This is a genomic window from uncultured Nitratireductor sp., assembly GCF_913053745.1.
In the GTDB taxonomy this organism is placed as follows: Bacteria; Pseudomonadota; Alphaproteobacteria; order Rhizobiales; family Rhizobiaceae; genus Nitratireductor.
Genome location: NZ_CAJXGF010000113.1, coordinates 1 through 15,248, shown reverse-complemented (window position 1 = coordinate 15,248; position 15,248 = coordinate 1). Strand labels below are relative to the sequence as shown.

The window sequence follows — 15,248 nt, the reverse complement described above, 5'->3', positions numbered from 1 at the left end:
ACGAGGTTTCGCGCGCTATCGAGACGGGTGATCGTAGCCGTCCGACCCGGCGCAAGATCGATCGAGATATTCCCGTTTATGTGGGGTACTTCACTGCATGGCCACAGACGGATGATGTGATCGCCTATCACGGAGATATCTACGGTCGCGACACACGGCTGCAGGCCGCCTTGGAAAAGATCACCGATCTGCGCTCGTCCAGCATCTGATTAAGGTTTGCGCCGATCGGGCACGAGGTGAAGCGCCCTTCTGTGATTGTGGACGCAAATGTCGTTTGTCATTTTGGTCAGTCGCGCCAGAATGTTGGAAGCAGCAGCACCACGACGGCGAGAATCTCAAGCCGGCCGAGCAGCATCGTCGCCGACAGGACCCATTTCGCAAAATCGCTGAGCGGCACGAAATTGCCCGCCGGTCCGATTGTGGTGCCGAGGCCGGGACCGACATTTGTCAGCGCTGTAAGCGAGCCGGTTATCGAGGTCAGGAAATCCAGCCCCGTTGCCGCCAGAAGAAGCGTTGCCACCACCCACGAGACCAGAAAGCCGACAATGAAGAGCACGACGGACCGCTGCATCTCTTCGTCCACGATGCGTTTGCCATAGCGCAATGCCCGCACGGAATGTGGATGAATGAGCAGATGGAGCCCGTTGCGCAGCATCGCCCCCAATATGAGGAAGCGGTATGCTTTGATGCCACCGGAGGTCGAGCCCGAACAACCGCCGAGGAAGGTCGCGAAGAAGGCCAGGGTCACCGCGAAAGGCCCCCACAGTGTATAATCCTCGCTGGCAAAGCCTGTGGTCGTGATGATCGAGGTAAAGTTGAACGCGGTGGCGGCGAGAATATCGTCGAAGGGCTCGCCTGTGGTGATACGACGCTGGACCGTCAGAACGATCACGATCACCGTGACATAGCCTAGAAACAATCGGATCTGGGGATCGCGCAGTGCGTCGAGGCGCCCCCGTGCGAAGAAAAGAACCAGGATCGAGAAGGGCAGGGCGGCGGTCAGCATGAAGATGGTGCCGACCCACAGAACTCCGTTGCCTTCGAAATGGCCGAAAGAGGCGTCGTGAGTGGAAAAACCGCCGGTTGCGATGGTGGTCATGGCGTGGTTGACCGCATCGAAATTGCTCATGCCGGCCGCTGCGTAGGACAGCGCGCAAAGTGCCGTCAAAAGGCAATAGATGCCGACGAGCGCGATCAGAAAGCTGATGAAGCGGTCGAAAGGGCGGTTCTCGATATCGGACGATTCGACGCGGAAATAGGAGAAGCCGCCGACCTTGAGAAGCGGCAGCAGGAAGAGCCCGAGCGCGACCACGCCGATGCCACCGATCCATTGCAGGATCGAGCGCCACAGCAAAAGGCCGGGCGGTAAGCCGTCCAAGCCCGATATGACTGTGGAACCGGTGGTCGTGATGGCGGAAACGGATTCGAAAACCGCTTCGGCAAGGTCGAGCTTCAGCGATGCGGCGTAGAAGGGCAGTGCGCCCACCAATCCCAGCATCAACCATAGGATCACCACCACCAGAAAGGTCGATTGCGTCGAACCGCGGGTGAGCGGTGCGCGCGTGGCGGCGGCAATGGTCAGGGCGATAGCGCCTGTCGCCAACGAGCAGACAACAAAAATCTGCCAGTCGTCGTTTCTATAATAGAGATCGACCGCGGCGGGGAGAAGCATCGAAGCGGCGACATAAACAGCGAAAATGGCCGCCGGATAGGTGGCCGTCCGTATTGTCGATGGTTGCACTCTCTCGCCCTCGAAAAGAACCGGCACCGTGGTAGAGGAGAAAGGGGCTCAAGGAAAGAGACTTCAAAAGACGGGCAGGCATGTGCAAACGGCATAACTGAAATTGCGAGAGAGCCCGCAGACCGGCGATTACCGACGCACGCAGTAAAAGCCGGCGCTTTCGCTTGCACCATACTCGGGGTGGGTATCGATTACATGAGCAAGTGAGGGGATGCTCCATCGATCGGCGATGTCGTAGCCGAGCCCTTCGATCATTGTCAGAAACGAAGCTTCGTTGCGGATCTGATAAGGCACCAGCGCAGGGCCGATCCGCTCCAGGGTGACGATCGTCTTTCCCTTGCGCAACGCCACCTTGTTCAAAAGCAGATGCGTCGGCCGCGCGGAAATAGGGGCGAGCAGCTCCGGTAGCGGAACGTTGAGATACTGCAGCAATCCCGATCCCAGGAACACGTCATACCGCCCGCTGCCCTCCAGTCGGCTGGTAAAGACAAGGTTTTTGATACCCTCATCACGCGCTCGCTTTTCACCGGCTTTGACGATTGCTGGTACATCGTAAACGGTCCATTTCACCGCCTCGATTTCGGGAAGAACCTTGCGGAAGGCACGGAATTTCGTGCCCATATGCCCACCGGCATCTAGCAATGAGCGGTTCTCTTCCTTGATTTGGCTCAGCCAGAAGAGAACGGGATAATCCCATGGCACCAGTCTGCACATCTGCTCGAATGCGACGCCTGCCACCTCGTCATGATCGTAGCCGGCCAGGCCGCGCTGTCTTGCGGCGGCCAGGGCGTCTTCAAAGGTCGCGTAAGCGCCCGAGAAACGGACTGGACGATGTGTGACCATCCGCAAGCGCCCCGCCGCTGCCTGAAGCGGCAGAACAGCCGCTCCACGAGCGTGTTTGAGCCTTTGCTTGATCTGGTCGAGCGACATTTTCAGGAATCCGGTCTTGGTTCACCTGCGCCGGGGCGAACCCGGATGCTGGATGCTGAGCGTAGCGCCGGCGACTTACGAAGACCAATTCATCAATAAGGCTGATTGCCGATCCAATCGGGTTAGGGCAAACCCGGTTCCTGGCCGGCCGGAAGGGGTCAGACCGGAAAACCGTGCTTTTTCGCCAAGGCCCATATCTCACGGTTCGTGGCGATCAGCCGATTGATGGAACTGCTGATGTTTGCGATCTCGGCGTCGTCGATCGCATCCACCTTTCCGTATTTCAGCCGGTCGCCGGCATCGGAAATTCTCATGAGCAGCGTCGAGACGTTTTCTCCGCTGTCGTCAAAGGAATAGATGCAATGATTGTATTTGTTCCTGAGCTTGGATTCGCTCATCATCTTGCGGGTTACGTTCAAAATGTCCTTGCGTATATTCGCATCGGTCCGATCGAGTTTGGCCAGGCGTTCGACAAGATCCACCCGGGCACGGGAGGTGTTCAGGGTCAGGAAAATGACCGTGGCGGTCTCCATGTCGACCCGCGCCAATCCGGCGATCAGATGGATGAGCAGGCTCTCGGTGTTGGTCCACGTGTAGTTGAGCTGTCCCAGCAGCGTCAGCACATCCCGGAAACGCGGGTTGGTCTCCCTCATTGCAAGATCACTCGCGCTCACCTCGAATGGCTCGATGGCAGTCATGCTATCACCCCGCATTTCGGGCGTCCACGCCGGGACTCCTGGCTCAATCTTCTCGGAAGGCGCGATTCATGCTGTCTATGATTGGCTTCGAGAGATACTCGAAGAAGGTGCGTTCCGCTGTCTGGATCAGCACCTCGGCCGGCATGCCGGGAGTTGGCAGAAAGCCGCGCACGCGGGCAAGTTCGCTGGGTGGCAAGCGCACACGCGCGAGATAGATTTCCCGCTTGTCGTCTGCCGATTGATCGCGCAAAGCGTCGGCCGATACGTAAAAGACTTCGCCCGTCAGCACCGGCGTGGTGCGTTGATTGAGGGCCGTCAGCCGAACGGTCGCTTCCTGGCCAGCGCGCACGCTGTCGATCTTGGTGCGCGGAATCTGTGTTTCGATGATCAGTGGAACATCCGAGGGAAGAATTTCGGCGATGCTCTTGCCGCTTTCGATCACACCGCCTGCGGTGTGGTAGTAGAGTCGTATCACCGTACCCGTGACGGGTGCGTTGATCGTGGCGCGGCGCAGCACGTTTTCCGCCGCCCGTGACTGTTCGCGCACTGCATCGAGTTCCGCCTCTATGGCCTGCAATTCATCGAGTGCCGCCTGCCGATAGGCGGCAAGCGTCTGGTCGGCCTGTTGGCGATAACGTTTGATCTGCGCGTGTGTCTCGTCGACCTCGGCGGCGAGGCGTCCGATTTGCCCCTCAGCTTCCGCCATGGCCCGCTTTATGGCTGAGATTTCGGGTTTGCGCATCAAACCCTGTTCATAGAGCTTCTGCTTGCCGACATACTCGTCGGACAGGAACGCAAGTTGTCGCGTCAGTGCCTCGTGCTGCGCCTCGTAGCCGCGTCCCCGGATCTCCAGTGCGGCGATATTGTTGTTCAACAATTCGATCTCGCTGTTCAGCTTGCGTTTCGAGGATTCGAAGTTGAGCTTCTGACTGTCGAGAATTTCGGACACTTCGGGGTCGATCATCCGCTCCGTCAGTTCCGTGGGAAACTCGATTTTATCTTTCTCCTGATATTCCGCGCTCAGCCGGGCCACGATAGCGAGCAGGCGAGCGCGCCTCAGGAAAAGTTGCCGTTCATTGGCAAGCGCTGAAGTTTCGTCGAGCTGGAGCAAAGGCTGGCCGGCAAGGATGTGGTCTCCTTCCGAAACCAGAATCTCTTTGATCACACCACCTTCCAGGTGCTGAACGATCTTGTTTTGGCCGGTGGCCACGAAACTTCCCTGGGCGATGACCGCCGCCGCGAGCGGCGCGAACCCGGCCCATATGCCAAAGCCGCCAAAGCACAACACAAGCAGGATAACACCGGCAACGGTTTGTTTGCGGATCGAGCGCGGCACCTCGGCATACCACGCCATATCTTGCAGTTTTGCGATGTCTGTGGTGCTCATTTTGCGCCTGCCTTCAGGAGAGCTGGTTGGCGAAAGGGCCGTTGTTGAGTTGTCGGGCCTGATGAGATGCGAGTGCGCGCAGTACATCTTCGCGGCGCCCGAACATCGAGATCGTGCCGTTCGTCATCAGCATGATTTTGTCGACATATCGCAGCAGGGAAGGGCGCTGGGTGATGACGACCACCGTGATCTTGTTTTCCTTGGCATGTTTCAACGCCCGGGCAAGAGCCGCGTCGCCAGCGCTGTCGAGATTGGAATTCGGCTCGTCGAGTACAAGCATGCGTGGATTGCCGAAAAAGGCGCGGGCCAGAGCGATGCGCTGCTTTTGACCGCCTGACAACGGCGAGCCATCGGCCGCGACGATGGTCTCGTAGCCCTGGGGAAATGTAGCGATCATCTCGTGTACATCGGCCAGTATGGCCGCTTGGTAGATTTCCTTGTCGTCGACATCGTCGCGCATCCGGGCGATGTTGGCCTTGATGGAGCCGGGAAAAAGCTGCACGTCTTGCGGCAGATAGCCGATATTGTCGCCGAATTGACGCTGGTCCCAGTTGCGCAGATCCATGAGGTCGAGGCGGACGCTGCCGGAAGTGGGCAGGATCGAGCCGACCAGCATCTTGCCGAGCGTTGTCTTTCCGGCGCCCGAATTGCCGATGATGGCGAGGGAGTCGCCCGGACGCAGGGCGAAATTGATTCCATTGAGAACCACCCGTTTGGTACCTTGCGGCACGTAGAGCACGCGTTCCACGTCGAGCCGTCCCTCCGGATTGGGCAGAACCAGGCGCTCGAGGTTCAACGGCGAGGAGCGAAGAAGCATACTTATGCGCCGATAGGCGCCACGGGACAGGATGAACTGGTTCCAGCCCTCGATTGACCCCTCGATCGGGGCGAGTGCTCGGCCTGCAATGATAGAGGCCGCGATCACCATTCCGCCGGTGATGTATCCCTGGATGGCCAGATACGCGCCCCAGCCGAGCAAAGCCACTTGTGTGAGAAGACGGATCGCGCGCGAGGTGGCCGCCGACATGATGTTGCGGTCCTGCGCTTTGACTTGGGCCTTGAGCGAGCCGGCCGTGTCTTGCCCCCATATTTTGACGGCTTCGGGGATCATCGCCAGCGCATTGATGATCTGTGAGTTCCGCGCCATGGAGTCCAGATGCATATTGGCTTTGCTTTGGTAGACATTCGCCTCGCCGAAAGGGGCTGCCGTAGCGCGCTGGTTGATGAACGCCACCAGGGTGAGCAGCAGCGCCGACAACACGACGATGCTTCCCAGATGCGGATGGACGAGGAACACGGCCAGCACGAAGATCGGAGCGAACGGTATGTCGAGAAAAGACAGTAGAGTTCCCGAAACCAGGAAGGAACGCAGTTGCTGCAGATCGCCGAGGGTCTGATATTCGCGGCCGGTGCCGTGCAGGGAGGCGCGGGCGGCGGCGCTCAATATGGGCGCGCCGAGCTGCGCAGCGACCTCGACGGCCGTGCGCATGAGGATGAAACGCCGGATCGCATCGAATATTGCTTGAAGAAGCACCGCACCCACGATCACAACGGTCAGCATTATTAGCGTGTCGGTGGAACGACTGGTCAGCACGCGGTCCGAGATCTGAAACAGGTAGACCGGAATGGCGAGGACGAGGATGTTGCTGGCATTGGTAAAAAGCAAAACCATCAACATGTTCTTGCGCACCGCGGCGAGACCGGCTGTAAGGCTCTTGGAAAAGTCGACCGGGCCTAGTCGCCGGTGAAACGGCTCCTTGGGCCCGCCGTTCTTTGTGATCTCCGGGTCGCCGCTTTTTGAAACCGGCTTCCGTGTCTCGGATTGGGGCGCGGTCTCCGGATGCCGGGTTTGTGCCTGCGCGGAAACGTTCTCCGCGATGTCGGTGCGGATCGGTTTGCCTCTTCCCGGATTGTCCTCGGCGGTTCGCGCGGGAGCGGGTACTTCTGCAGATTGGGCGTGTTTAGCCTCGGCCGTCCGCCGCGCCGCGCGAGCGTCGACCTCTTGGAAAATACGGGAAATTTCTTCGTCTGCCGAACGCAGAAGGCGGGCTCTGCGCGGTTCGTCTTCCGTACCCAGCGCGCAAGAGGATGCGTCGTTCACATGCGCCGGTCGCTTTGTCGGTTTGTCCAGCATGTCGTTCCCCCGCTCTCCACTATCCAAGCATCGTCTGCATCACATCGGCTGTGCCGCCATCGGGCATGGGCGCATCCTGTGAGTTTTGGCCGCCGTCGCTCTCCGACGGAGCCAGCAGATCGTCGCTGAGAAACGCCACAGCCTCGCTCACCAGAGCATCCGCACCCTGCGTGTAGAGGTCCGTGTCGTTGGAGATGAGTTCGGCCTGTATCAGCAGTTCGTCCGAGTAGACCGCGCCGCCCGTATAGGTGGTCGAATTGACGCCGCCATCGGCGATCGCGGCCTGATTGATAAGCGCGTTGGACCCGGTGGAGATGCTCCAGTCGGCGTCCGTATCGGCGGAAGTTTGGCTTTTCGCCAGTGCGACCTGGTCCGCGTCGCCGAGCACATTGATCTGGCTGACATATTGAAGATCGACCACGTCGCCGGATATGTAGAGCACTTTGATGTTCGTCAGGCCTGCGAAATCCGATCCTGAAAGAAGCGATTGCGGCGCGGGACCCGAGCCTTCCGCGAGTTTGTCGAGTGCCTCCAGGTAGGACGGCGGCATGGTGTCGAAAGACATGGTCCCGTACTGCGTGATGGACGCTTCGTTCCAAAGGAGATTTCCACCGGTCGAAAGCGACGCTTCGCCGGTCGTCTGGAAATTGCCGACGGCGCCCACGAAATCGTTGTCCAGGAGGATATTCGTCTGGCTGATGATGTTGGCGTGGTAGACGCTGCCGCCGACGATGATCAGATCGTAGTAGTTTCCCAGCGCTGCGAGCGATGTGGCATTGATGACAGTGTTGTCGCCCAGGACAATCTCCGTACCACCGCCGGAAGCAGACATCACGGTGATGTCGTTATCCTCGACGAAACTGACCTGCTTGATCCAATTGGCCAGCATCAGGTCGCCATCAATCCGCGAAACCTGCCAGTATGCGGGAAAGACGGGAACACTCTCGGCACTCTCGATGCCGGGTGGGGGTCGATTGTCGATGGTCTGAATGGTCGCGACGTTGAATGCCTGCGTCGGCGCTTGCGTCAACGATTTCCAGCCGGAGAGTGTGTCGCTCGTCGTGTCGTTGTCGCTCCAGACGTTCAACTGGCTGATCGCGTTTAAGTGAATGTAGTCGCCGGCTATCGCGAGTACCGGTGTTCCGTACCAATCGTTGATAAGGATCGCCTCGTTGACGAGAAGGTTCGCTCCCGCTTCGATGTTCATCGTCGCTTGCGTTGAAAAATCGGTTCCCGTCCCGTCCGATTCTTCACTATCTTCGATTTCGTTCGGCAAATAGGCGTCGAGGGTGGGCAATTCCTCGACTTCCTCGCCATTCACAAACTTTCCTTCGACGTTCTCGTCACGCGATACGAAAACCGCTTCACTTTCTTCCAGCGTTTCGACAAACGCGTCGGCGATAAGCGGGACATGCATGATAAAGTCGCCGATTTCCGCCGCTGAACCTGGTTCATGGAGATCGGCGAAAGGCTGAAGGGTGGAGGCGGCCTGAATGAGGGCTGCCAGGGCCGCATCCGTGTCGACGATCGAGTCCAGAACCAACCCATGGTCGCCAATGCTCAGATAGTCGTTGTCTTCCAGGCGCGCTTCCTGCTTCAGATAAAGAGCGAGCGAACCAAGCGGCTGATACTCCGCGAAGACCTGCCCGGTGCCAGGTGCGATCGCCGAGGCTTTGCCGCTTGACGCCATTTCCTGTGCGCCGCCGCCATCGTAGTTGAGCGGAATGGGATCGTGACTGACCGTGACAGACACTTGTGCATCGAACCGGTCGATCGGCGGAGGTGTGTACTCGACCTGCGGTTTGAAACCTTCCAGGGAATAGGGGCTGACGATGTTGATCTGGACGTTTAGAAGCTCGTTCTGTTCCAGCGGCTCCTGCGGGAGAGCCCTGAAGTCTTCGTAGTCGAGCCGCAACCGCACTTCTTCAACGGCCTGAGAGAACAGTCCTATGAAGTGGGCGATGGCTTCGGTGGTTTGGTCCATATGCATCAAGCATCACCTTGCTTCGGCTTGCTGCGACCGGCGATCTGTCGATCACTGCTGCGTGTCTGCGCTGAAAAGGCGCGGAGGTTTGCGGGTGTCAGACGAAGGATGATTTGCGCAAACCTCCGGTTCCGGCGCCCGGGGGGATCGGGCGCCGGAATGCTTGTATGCCGTCAGGCTTCGTCTTCACCGACGACCGTGCTGGTGAGATCGCCACCGACCACTGTGGTGTCTACGGTGTTGCCGAGTACGTTGGCACCCATGACGATCTGCTGGTTGAAGGCGCTGGTGTCGACGAGAGCGTCGGCGCTTGCTTCGGAGATTCCGTTCACATAGCCGTCATCGCCATTGTTGGAACCCCACATACCGCCAGCGCCGCCAGCGCCGCCTGCACCTGTGGTGGCGATACCGCCCATGCCGCCAGCGCCGCCGTTGCCGCCTGAGACCGGTCCGGCCCATGCATCACCGGCGTCGCCGCCGATTGCAGAAGCCCAACCGCCTGCGCCGTCGCCGCCATTGCCGCCGTCGCCGCCGCGAGCGGCGCCGAACCCAAGGCCTTCTCCTTCACCGGCACCGAAGCCGAGACCGGCGCCACCATCGGCTGCGCCGCCGAGGCCACCCATGCCGCCCATGCCGCCCATGCCGCCTTCGCCGCCGGTTCCGGTACCGCCGTTGCCGCCGGAGCCTTCACCGCCTGCAGCACCCGTTCCGGTGCCTCCGAGGCCGCCGGCACCAGCCGCACCGCCGGCACCACCGGCGGCTGCGGCCGCGTCGGCTGCCGCTGCTGCGTCGGCTGCACCGCCGAGGCCTAGTCCGCCAGATGCCGCTGCTGCGTCGGCTGCCGCTGCTGCGTCGGCTGCTGCATCGCCGCCGTCGCCCGCGCCGCCGCCCGTGCCGCCTTCGCCGCCGGAGCCTTCACCACCGGCACCGCCGGTTCCGCTGCCGCCCATGCCGCCGGTACCGTAGCCGCCGAGGCCACCGGCACCGCCAGCACCGCCGGCGCCACCGGCACCGCCCGTGCCGCCATCGCCACCGAGGCCCACGCCGGCACCCAGGCCGCCGAGGCCGAGACCCGTGCCAGTAGCCGCACCGCCGGTACCGCCGGCCGCGCCCGTGCCATTGCCGCCATAGGCCTTGGCGTCGTCTGCCATGCCGCCGTCGGCGTAACCGCCATCGGCATAACCGTGGGCGCCTTGGCCGCCATTTGCGTCGGCATCACCGCCGCCTTCGCCACCGCCGCCGCCGGCCACAATGCCGTCGTCGGAACGGGCATCGCCGCCCGTCGCATCGCCGTTCTGATTGAAATCGGCATTGTTGGCGACGGATGCGTTCTCGAGCGTGTCGTTGTCGACGAGATCGTTTACCTGACCGACCACGAAGGCGTTGTCATTGCCGCCGCCGTTGAGCGAATCGTTCAAGATGTCGTCGAACGACATATCGTCACCCGGATCGTAGGAAATCTCGCCGTCGCGATTGATGAACAATTGGTCGACCGATCCACCGCCGTAGATGTCCACATCGGCGAAGTCGTCGTCGCTCGGAATGAATCCGTCGAGCCCCACATTCACGGATGTGTTGACGGATGTCGCCACATTTGTCGCCACGTCGGTGTTGTTGGTGGCATTGTTCTCAGCATTATTCTGCGCGCCGTTTCGGGCAGTATTGCTGGCTGCGTTGTCAGCGGCATTGCTGGCAGAGTTACCAGCCTGATTGTTCGCGCCGTTCTGTGCCGCGTTGGCGGCATTGTTCGCGCTGGTGTTGTTGCTGGTATTATCGGCGTCATTGTCGGCGCTGTTGTTGGCGTCGTTGTCAGCATTGTTGTCCGCCGTATTCGTGGCGGTCTGTTCCTGGCTCTGCTGCTGCCATTCTTCTTGGTACTGTTGTTGATCCTGATCCTGGTTTTGATCTTGCGATTGACTGTTACCGGGCCAGCCCGGGAAAAAAACGCCAAAACCGTTTTGCTTAGGCATGATCGTGTCCTCATCCTCAAAATGAGAACCGTGCGGACACGATCACTGTTCATCTCTCAAGTGATATTGTGTCTGCACGGTCCTGCTGCTTCGCGACCCGCAGGTCGCATTTGAAGTGCAGAGCAACGTTCGACTGTCGAATGATGGTGCACTCCTCCCTCTGTCGGATGGCGCCGATCGTCCCGATCACGAATCCCCACCGCCCACATCATCGTTGCGACCCATGAACAGTCTTCGCGACAAGGTCTCGGATTTATCCGACGGATGAATTGTCATGCGGAGGCGAGGAACAAAAAACCTGCAAATTCGGCGGATTCGGGCAGGCCGCGGCCTCACCATAGGTCCAGCCCCCACATCAAAATGATTAGAGATGGGGTAGCCAGGTTGGGGTGAGTCTTGGCATTCGTGACGTTATCGTGCCGGTTTCCACATTTTCGCACGCATGTGCCAGGCCCAGTTTTAGGCGTGGCTGCCCGCAATGGCGAATCAGAAGCGGAACGTCCAGTAGAGACAGGTAAGCGTTGCCGCTGCGAAGCCGATGAAGGCAAGTGTTCGCAACAGAATGTTGCGTCTCAGCATATCCAGCGACAGATGGGCGACAACGATGCCGGCGGCGAACACGAATTGCCAGTCAAGAAGCGTCCAGAGTGCATCCCGATCACCGAAGGCAAATCGGGAAATCTGCACACCGACGATCGTTGCAAAAAGCACCAGAGCCGTCGAATAGACAGGCGTTGTGCCGTTGGCATGTACCAAAGCGGCCGCGCGGATGGGAAGAATCGTTACCAACATGGCCGCAAAGGCATAAAGTGCAGCCAGCGGAACGAATGTGGTTGCATTGGCAAGCCCGTCGAGGCGTTCGATGCCGAGGCGGCCGAAACCGTATCCCTTGATCTGCAATGCAAAGCTCAAAGCGACCAGCAATCCCGTCAGAATGGCGACGAGAAGGAAAGCGGATGCGGTTCGGTTCATACTGAATCACTCCGGAAGCGGATCGGTGCCACGTCGCTTAGGACGATCCGGCGGAGTTGGAAAGGGTCGATTTCGAATTGTGTGACATTGCGCGGGTATGACTATGCGCGACCGCTGCCATATCGATATTCAAACGAGACGGCGACCGCACGTCGAAACCGATCGTCAATGCGTGGTCTGTCGATGCTTCAGGAGTTGGCGACCTTCTTTCGCTCCTCGCGGGCGCGCCGTCGCTTTTCCACTTCGTTGAGAACATAGCAGGCGTCCTCTGCCTCGGACTTACTGAGCCCTGCGACGATCGTCATGCCGATCATGGCTGGTTCGTTCAATAGATTGTCCCAGACGGTCCAGAGTTCCGAAGGGTCAAGGATTATTTCGTAGCGGTGTTTCACGTCCCGTCTCCTTCACCGGGTTGATCTCCATGGCTTGCCTAACGAGAGATCAATGATTCTGATGAAGGGGAAGTGAGTAAAAACAATAAGATAATAGTAAAATTTGAACTTATCGCTGTAGGCCAGGCAAATTCTTCTGACCGGTTTATCGCTGCGGTGGACGCGAAAACTGCAATCCGCTTGCAACTGACGAAAAAAGCGTCCGCGGTGTGGGAAAGTCATATCTCTTAAAGAGACTCATCCATCGGACCACAAAAAGCCAGGCTCGGTCCAATGGTGGGCGCGGCAGGGATTGAACCTGCGACCCCACCCGTGTGAAGGGTGTGCTCTCCCGCTGAGCTACGCGCCCGTCGACGAAAGCTTCGTCAAGCGAGCCGCGATATAAGAGGCGGGACGGGCAGGTGTCAAGCGGGCTTTCAGCGGCCTGATTAGGATGCCGTGGCGGCGATCAGATTCTCCACCATCTCGACGGTCAGTTCATCGAAGCGGGAGATCACCCGTGAGGGCTCGAATGTGCTTACATGCTGATCCGTATACCCGAAGTCGACAGCGATAACGGGAATGCCTGCGGCCTTGGCGGTATCTATGTCCGTGCGCGAATCGCCCACCATAACGGCCCTTTGGGGGTCGGCGCCGGCCATGGCGATGGTGCGTAGGAGATGTCCCGGATCCGGTTTGCGCATTGGAAATGTATCGCCCCCGCAAACCGCCTTGAAATGTCCGACGATGCCGAGCGCTTCGAGAAGCGAAAGTGACATGCCCTCGAGTTTGTTGGTGCAGACTGCGGCCGTATAACCGGCGGCGCTGAAACGCTCGACGGTTTCGATCGCGCCGGGAAACGGCCGTGAATGCCCAGGGACGTTGGCCGTATAGTGGTCTAGAAAAACAGCCTGAAGGGCGTCGAGCTGGTTTCCCGCAAGATGCCGTTGGCGGAGCGAAAACGCCCGCTCGATCATCACGCGGCTGCCGAAGCCGACGATGCGGTTGACGTCCTCGTGCTTGACAGGCTCCATGTCGACGGTCCTGAGACAATGGTTCAGGCTGTCGAGCAGGTCCGGTGCCGTATCGACGAGCGTGCCGTCGAGGTCGAAAACGATGATTGGCGCTGACATGAGGTCCCCTTCTTGAATATCTTTGGGATAGCGCGCAGGGCAGGCCGAGGCAAGTTAAGCACCACACGCAGCCCGCATTGCGGGCTGCGGTAAAACGGGTTAGGAACCGCTCAGATAAGACCGGGGGCGAAATGTCGGCGGATATGCGAGAATTGAAGATCGAGGCGGCACGTGCCGCGCTGGATCGGGTGCAAGATGGAATGCGGTTGGGAATCGGTACGGGGTCGACCGCCGAAGAGTTCGTTCGCCTTCTCGCTGAACGGGTTGCCGTTGGTCTTTCCGTGATCGGCGTTCCCACCTCCGAGCGCACTGCAGCGCTATGCCGGGAACTTCGAGTGCCGCTGACGACACTGGACGAGACGCCTGAACTCGATCTGACCGTCGACGGTGCCGATGAGATCGGCCCGCGGCTCGGTTTGATCAAAGGCGGCGGCGGTGCGTTGCTGCGTGAAAAGATCGTCGCGGCCGCCTCGCAGCGAATGATCGTCATCGCCGACAAATCGAAACTCGTCGAAACGCTGGGCCGTTTTCCTTTGCCCATTGAGATCAATGTCTTCGGTCTTGGAGCAACCACCGTTGCTGTTGAAAAGGCTGCACACGGATTGGGGCTCAATGGTTCTTTGACCATTCGCCAACGGGATGGAAAGCCATTCGTCACCGATGGTGGACATCTCATCATTGATGCATCTTTTGGCCGCATTCCCGATCCAAGAGCATTGGCAACCGCTTTGAATGCCGTACCAGGCGTCGTTGAACACGGCCTGTTTCTCGACCTTGCCGACACCGCTTTCGTTGCGGGCGATGGCGAGGTGCGAACCGTCGAGGCCGCATGAACAAGAATGGAGTGAGAAACACATGAATCTGGCAACCCGCATCCGCCTTGTTGCAGCTTCCACAGCGGTGGCGGTGACCTTCGCTTTCTCTCCTGTGACCGCTCAGGAGATTTCGGCCTCGCATCTTGCGGCGGCGCGTTCCGCGATCGATGCGATCAACGCAACCGATGATTTCGATAGCGTACTGCCCCAGGCGGCGGCCGCGTTGAAATCCGAACTGATCCGCAAGAATCCGGACATGGTCGCTCTTATCAACGCCACCGTGGATGAGAAGGCCATCGAGTTGGCCAGTCGCCGCGTTGATCTCGAGCGCGAGGCGGCGCAGGCCTATGCGCGCGTCTTTTCCGAACAGGAACTGACCGAAATCACCAACTTCTACGAATCGCCCACGGGACAGAAGTTGATCGAGGATGGTCCCATCGTTACCCGCGAAGTGATGAAGGCGGGAGAGATTTGGCGTCGTGGTGTGGCACGCGATCTCGCGCAGATCGTCGGTCAACAGATCCAGACGGCCACCGGCGCAACCGGTGGCGGTGAGAGCGCCGGTGGAGGCGAAGGTGCCGCCCAATAGGGTATCGATCACGAAACATTTAAAGCCCGGTCGTTGCACCGGGCTTTTATTCTTATGCGGCCATTTCTACGTCTAGGCCGCAGCACAGATCGAGTGCCGCATATACGCGACAGGGGTGCAATTCGCTTTCAACATGCGCTCCGCAAAAGCTCTCCGGGGCGAGGAATAGAAAATGAGTGATTTCGATTACGATCTTTTTGTCATTGGCGGCGGGTCCGGCGGTGTGCGTGCCGCACGTCTGGTGGCTGGACTTGGAAAGCGTGTGGCCATCGCCGAAGAATACCGTTTCGGCGGCACATGCGTCATTCGTGGCTGCGTGCCGAAAAAGCTTTATGTATACGCCTCGCAGTTTCCAGAGCATTTTGAGGACGCGGCGGGATATGGCTGGGCCGTGCCCAAAGCGACTTTTGACTGGAAGACTCTCGTCGCGAACAAGGATCGCGAGATCGCCCGCCTCGAAGGGTTATACCGCAAGGGACTGGAGAATGCCGGCGCTGAGATCATTGAGGCACGCGCCACGCTGG

General features: G+C 59.5%; 13 protein-coding genes, 1 tRNA gene and 1 pseudogene. 4 read left to right on the top strand and 11 right to left on the bottom strand.

Annotation, left to right across the window (positions count from 1 at the left end; translation table 11 throughout):
- Window positions 1–209 (top strand): annotated as a pseudogene (locus QZ638_RS16905) (hypothetical protein); the annotation flags it as partial.
- Between the two features lie 77 nt (window positions 210–286).
- Here QZ638_RS16905 and QZ638_RS16900 read toward each other — a convergent pair.
- The 11 genes from QZ638_RS16900 to QZ638_RS16850 all read right to left on the bottom strand — a co-directional run bounded on the left by QZ638_RS16900 (window position 287) and on the right by QZ638_RS16850 (window position 13,320).
- Entirely contained in the window at window positions 287–1,741 is a 1,455-nt protein-coding gene (locus QZ638_RS16900) for a TrkH family potassium uptake protein (RefSeq protein WP_295812927.1), read from the bottom strand.
- A gap of 129 nt (window positions 1,742–1,870) precedes the next feature.
- Window positions 1,871–2,671 carry a methyltransferase, TIGR04325 family gene (locus QZ638_RS16895; RefSeq protein ID WP_295812926.1) on the bottom strand — a complete coding sequence of 267 codons (801 nt, stop codon included), beginning with the start codon at window positions 2,669–2,671 and terminating at the stop codon, window positions 1,871–1,873.
- A 158-nt stretch (window positions 2,672–2,829) separates the two neighbouring features.
- Window positions 2,830–3,369 (bottom strand): hypothetical protein, encoded by a 540-nt coding sequence (locus QZ638_RS16890; RefSeq protein ID WP_295812923.1) that lies wholly within the window; start codon window positions 3,367–3,369, stop codon window positions 2,830–2,832.
- A gap of 43 nt (window positions 3,370–3,412) precedes the next feature.
- Window positions 3,413–4,756, bottom strand: coding sequence for an HlyD family type I secretion periplasmic adaptor subunit (locus QZ638_RS16885; RefSeq protein WP_295812920.1), 1,344 nt, complete (start codon window positions 4,754–4,756; stop codon window positions 3,413–3,415).
- A 13-nt stretch (window positions 4,757–4,769) separates the two neighbouring features.
- Window positions 4,770–6,890, bottom strand: a complete 2,121-nt coding sequence (locus QZ638_RS16880) for a type I secretion system permease/ATPase (protein WP_295812918.1) — start codon at window positions 6,888–6,890, stop codon at window positions 4,770–4,772.
- A 19-nt stretch (window positions 6,891–6,909) separates the two neighbouring features.
- Window positions 6,910–8,880 carry a type I secretion protein gene (locus tag QZ638_RS16875; protein WP_295812915.1) on the bottom strand — a complete coding sequence of 657 codons (1,971 nt, stop codon included), beginning with the start codon at window positions 8,878–8,880 and terminating at the stop codon, window positions 6,910–6,912.
- A gap of 167 nt (window positions 8,881–9,047) precedes the next feature.
- Window positions 9,048–10,844: a hypothetical protein gene (locus tag QZ638_RS16870; RefSeq protein WP_295812913.1), complete on the bottom strand. Its 1,797-nt coding sequence runs from the start codon at window positions 10,842–10,844 to the stop codon at window positions 9,048–9,050.
- Between the two features lie 486 nt (window positions 10,845–11,330).
- Window positions 11,331–11,816, bottom strand: coding sequence for a hypothetical protein (locus QZ638_RS16865; RefSeq protein WP_295812911.1), 486 nt, complete (start codon window positions 11,814–11,816; stop codon window positions 11,331–11,333).
- A 188-nt stretch (window positions 11,817–12,004) separates the two neighbouring features.
- Window positions 12,005–12,208, bottom strand: a complete 204-nt coding sequence (locus QZ638_RS16860) for a hypothetical protein (RefSeq protein WP_295812909.1) — start codon at window positions 12,206–12,208, stop codon at window positions 12,005–12,007.
- 274 nt (window positions 12,209–12,482) lie between these two features.
- Window positions 12,483–12,557, bottom strand: a tRNA-Val gene (locus QZ638_RS16855).
- A 79-nt stretch (window positions 12,558–12,636) separates the two neighbouring features.
- Entirely contained in the window at window positions 12,637–13,320 is a 684-nt protein-coding gene (locus tag QZ638_RS16850; protein ID WP_295812905.1) for an HAD family hydrolase, read from the bottom strand.
- Window positions 13,321–13,451: 131 nt separating this feature from the next.
- On the opposite strand from QZ638_RS16850, the gene rpiA reads away from it, so the two are divergent.
- The 3 genes from rpiA to QZ638_RS16835 form a co-directional block, all read left to right on the top strand.
- Window positions 13,452–14,153, top strand: coding sequence for a ribose-5-phosphate isomerase RpiA (gene rpiA, locus QZ638_RS16845; protein ID WP_295812903.1), 702 nt, complete (start codon window positions 13,452–13,454; stop codon window positions 14,151–14,153).
- Window positions 14,154–14,175: 22 nt separating this feature from the next.
- Complete coding sequence (locus QZ638_RS16840) at window positions 14,176–14,724, top strand: DUF2059 domain-containing protein (protein WP_295812900.1); 549 nt, start codon at window positions 14,176–14,178, stop codon at window positions 14,722–14,724.
- A gap of 172 nt (window positions 14,725–14,896) precedes the next feature.
- The coding region (locus QZ638_RS16835; protein ID WP_295812898.1) for an FAD-dependent oxidoreductase at window positions 14,897–15,248 on the top strand (352 nt) is incomplete at its 3' end.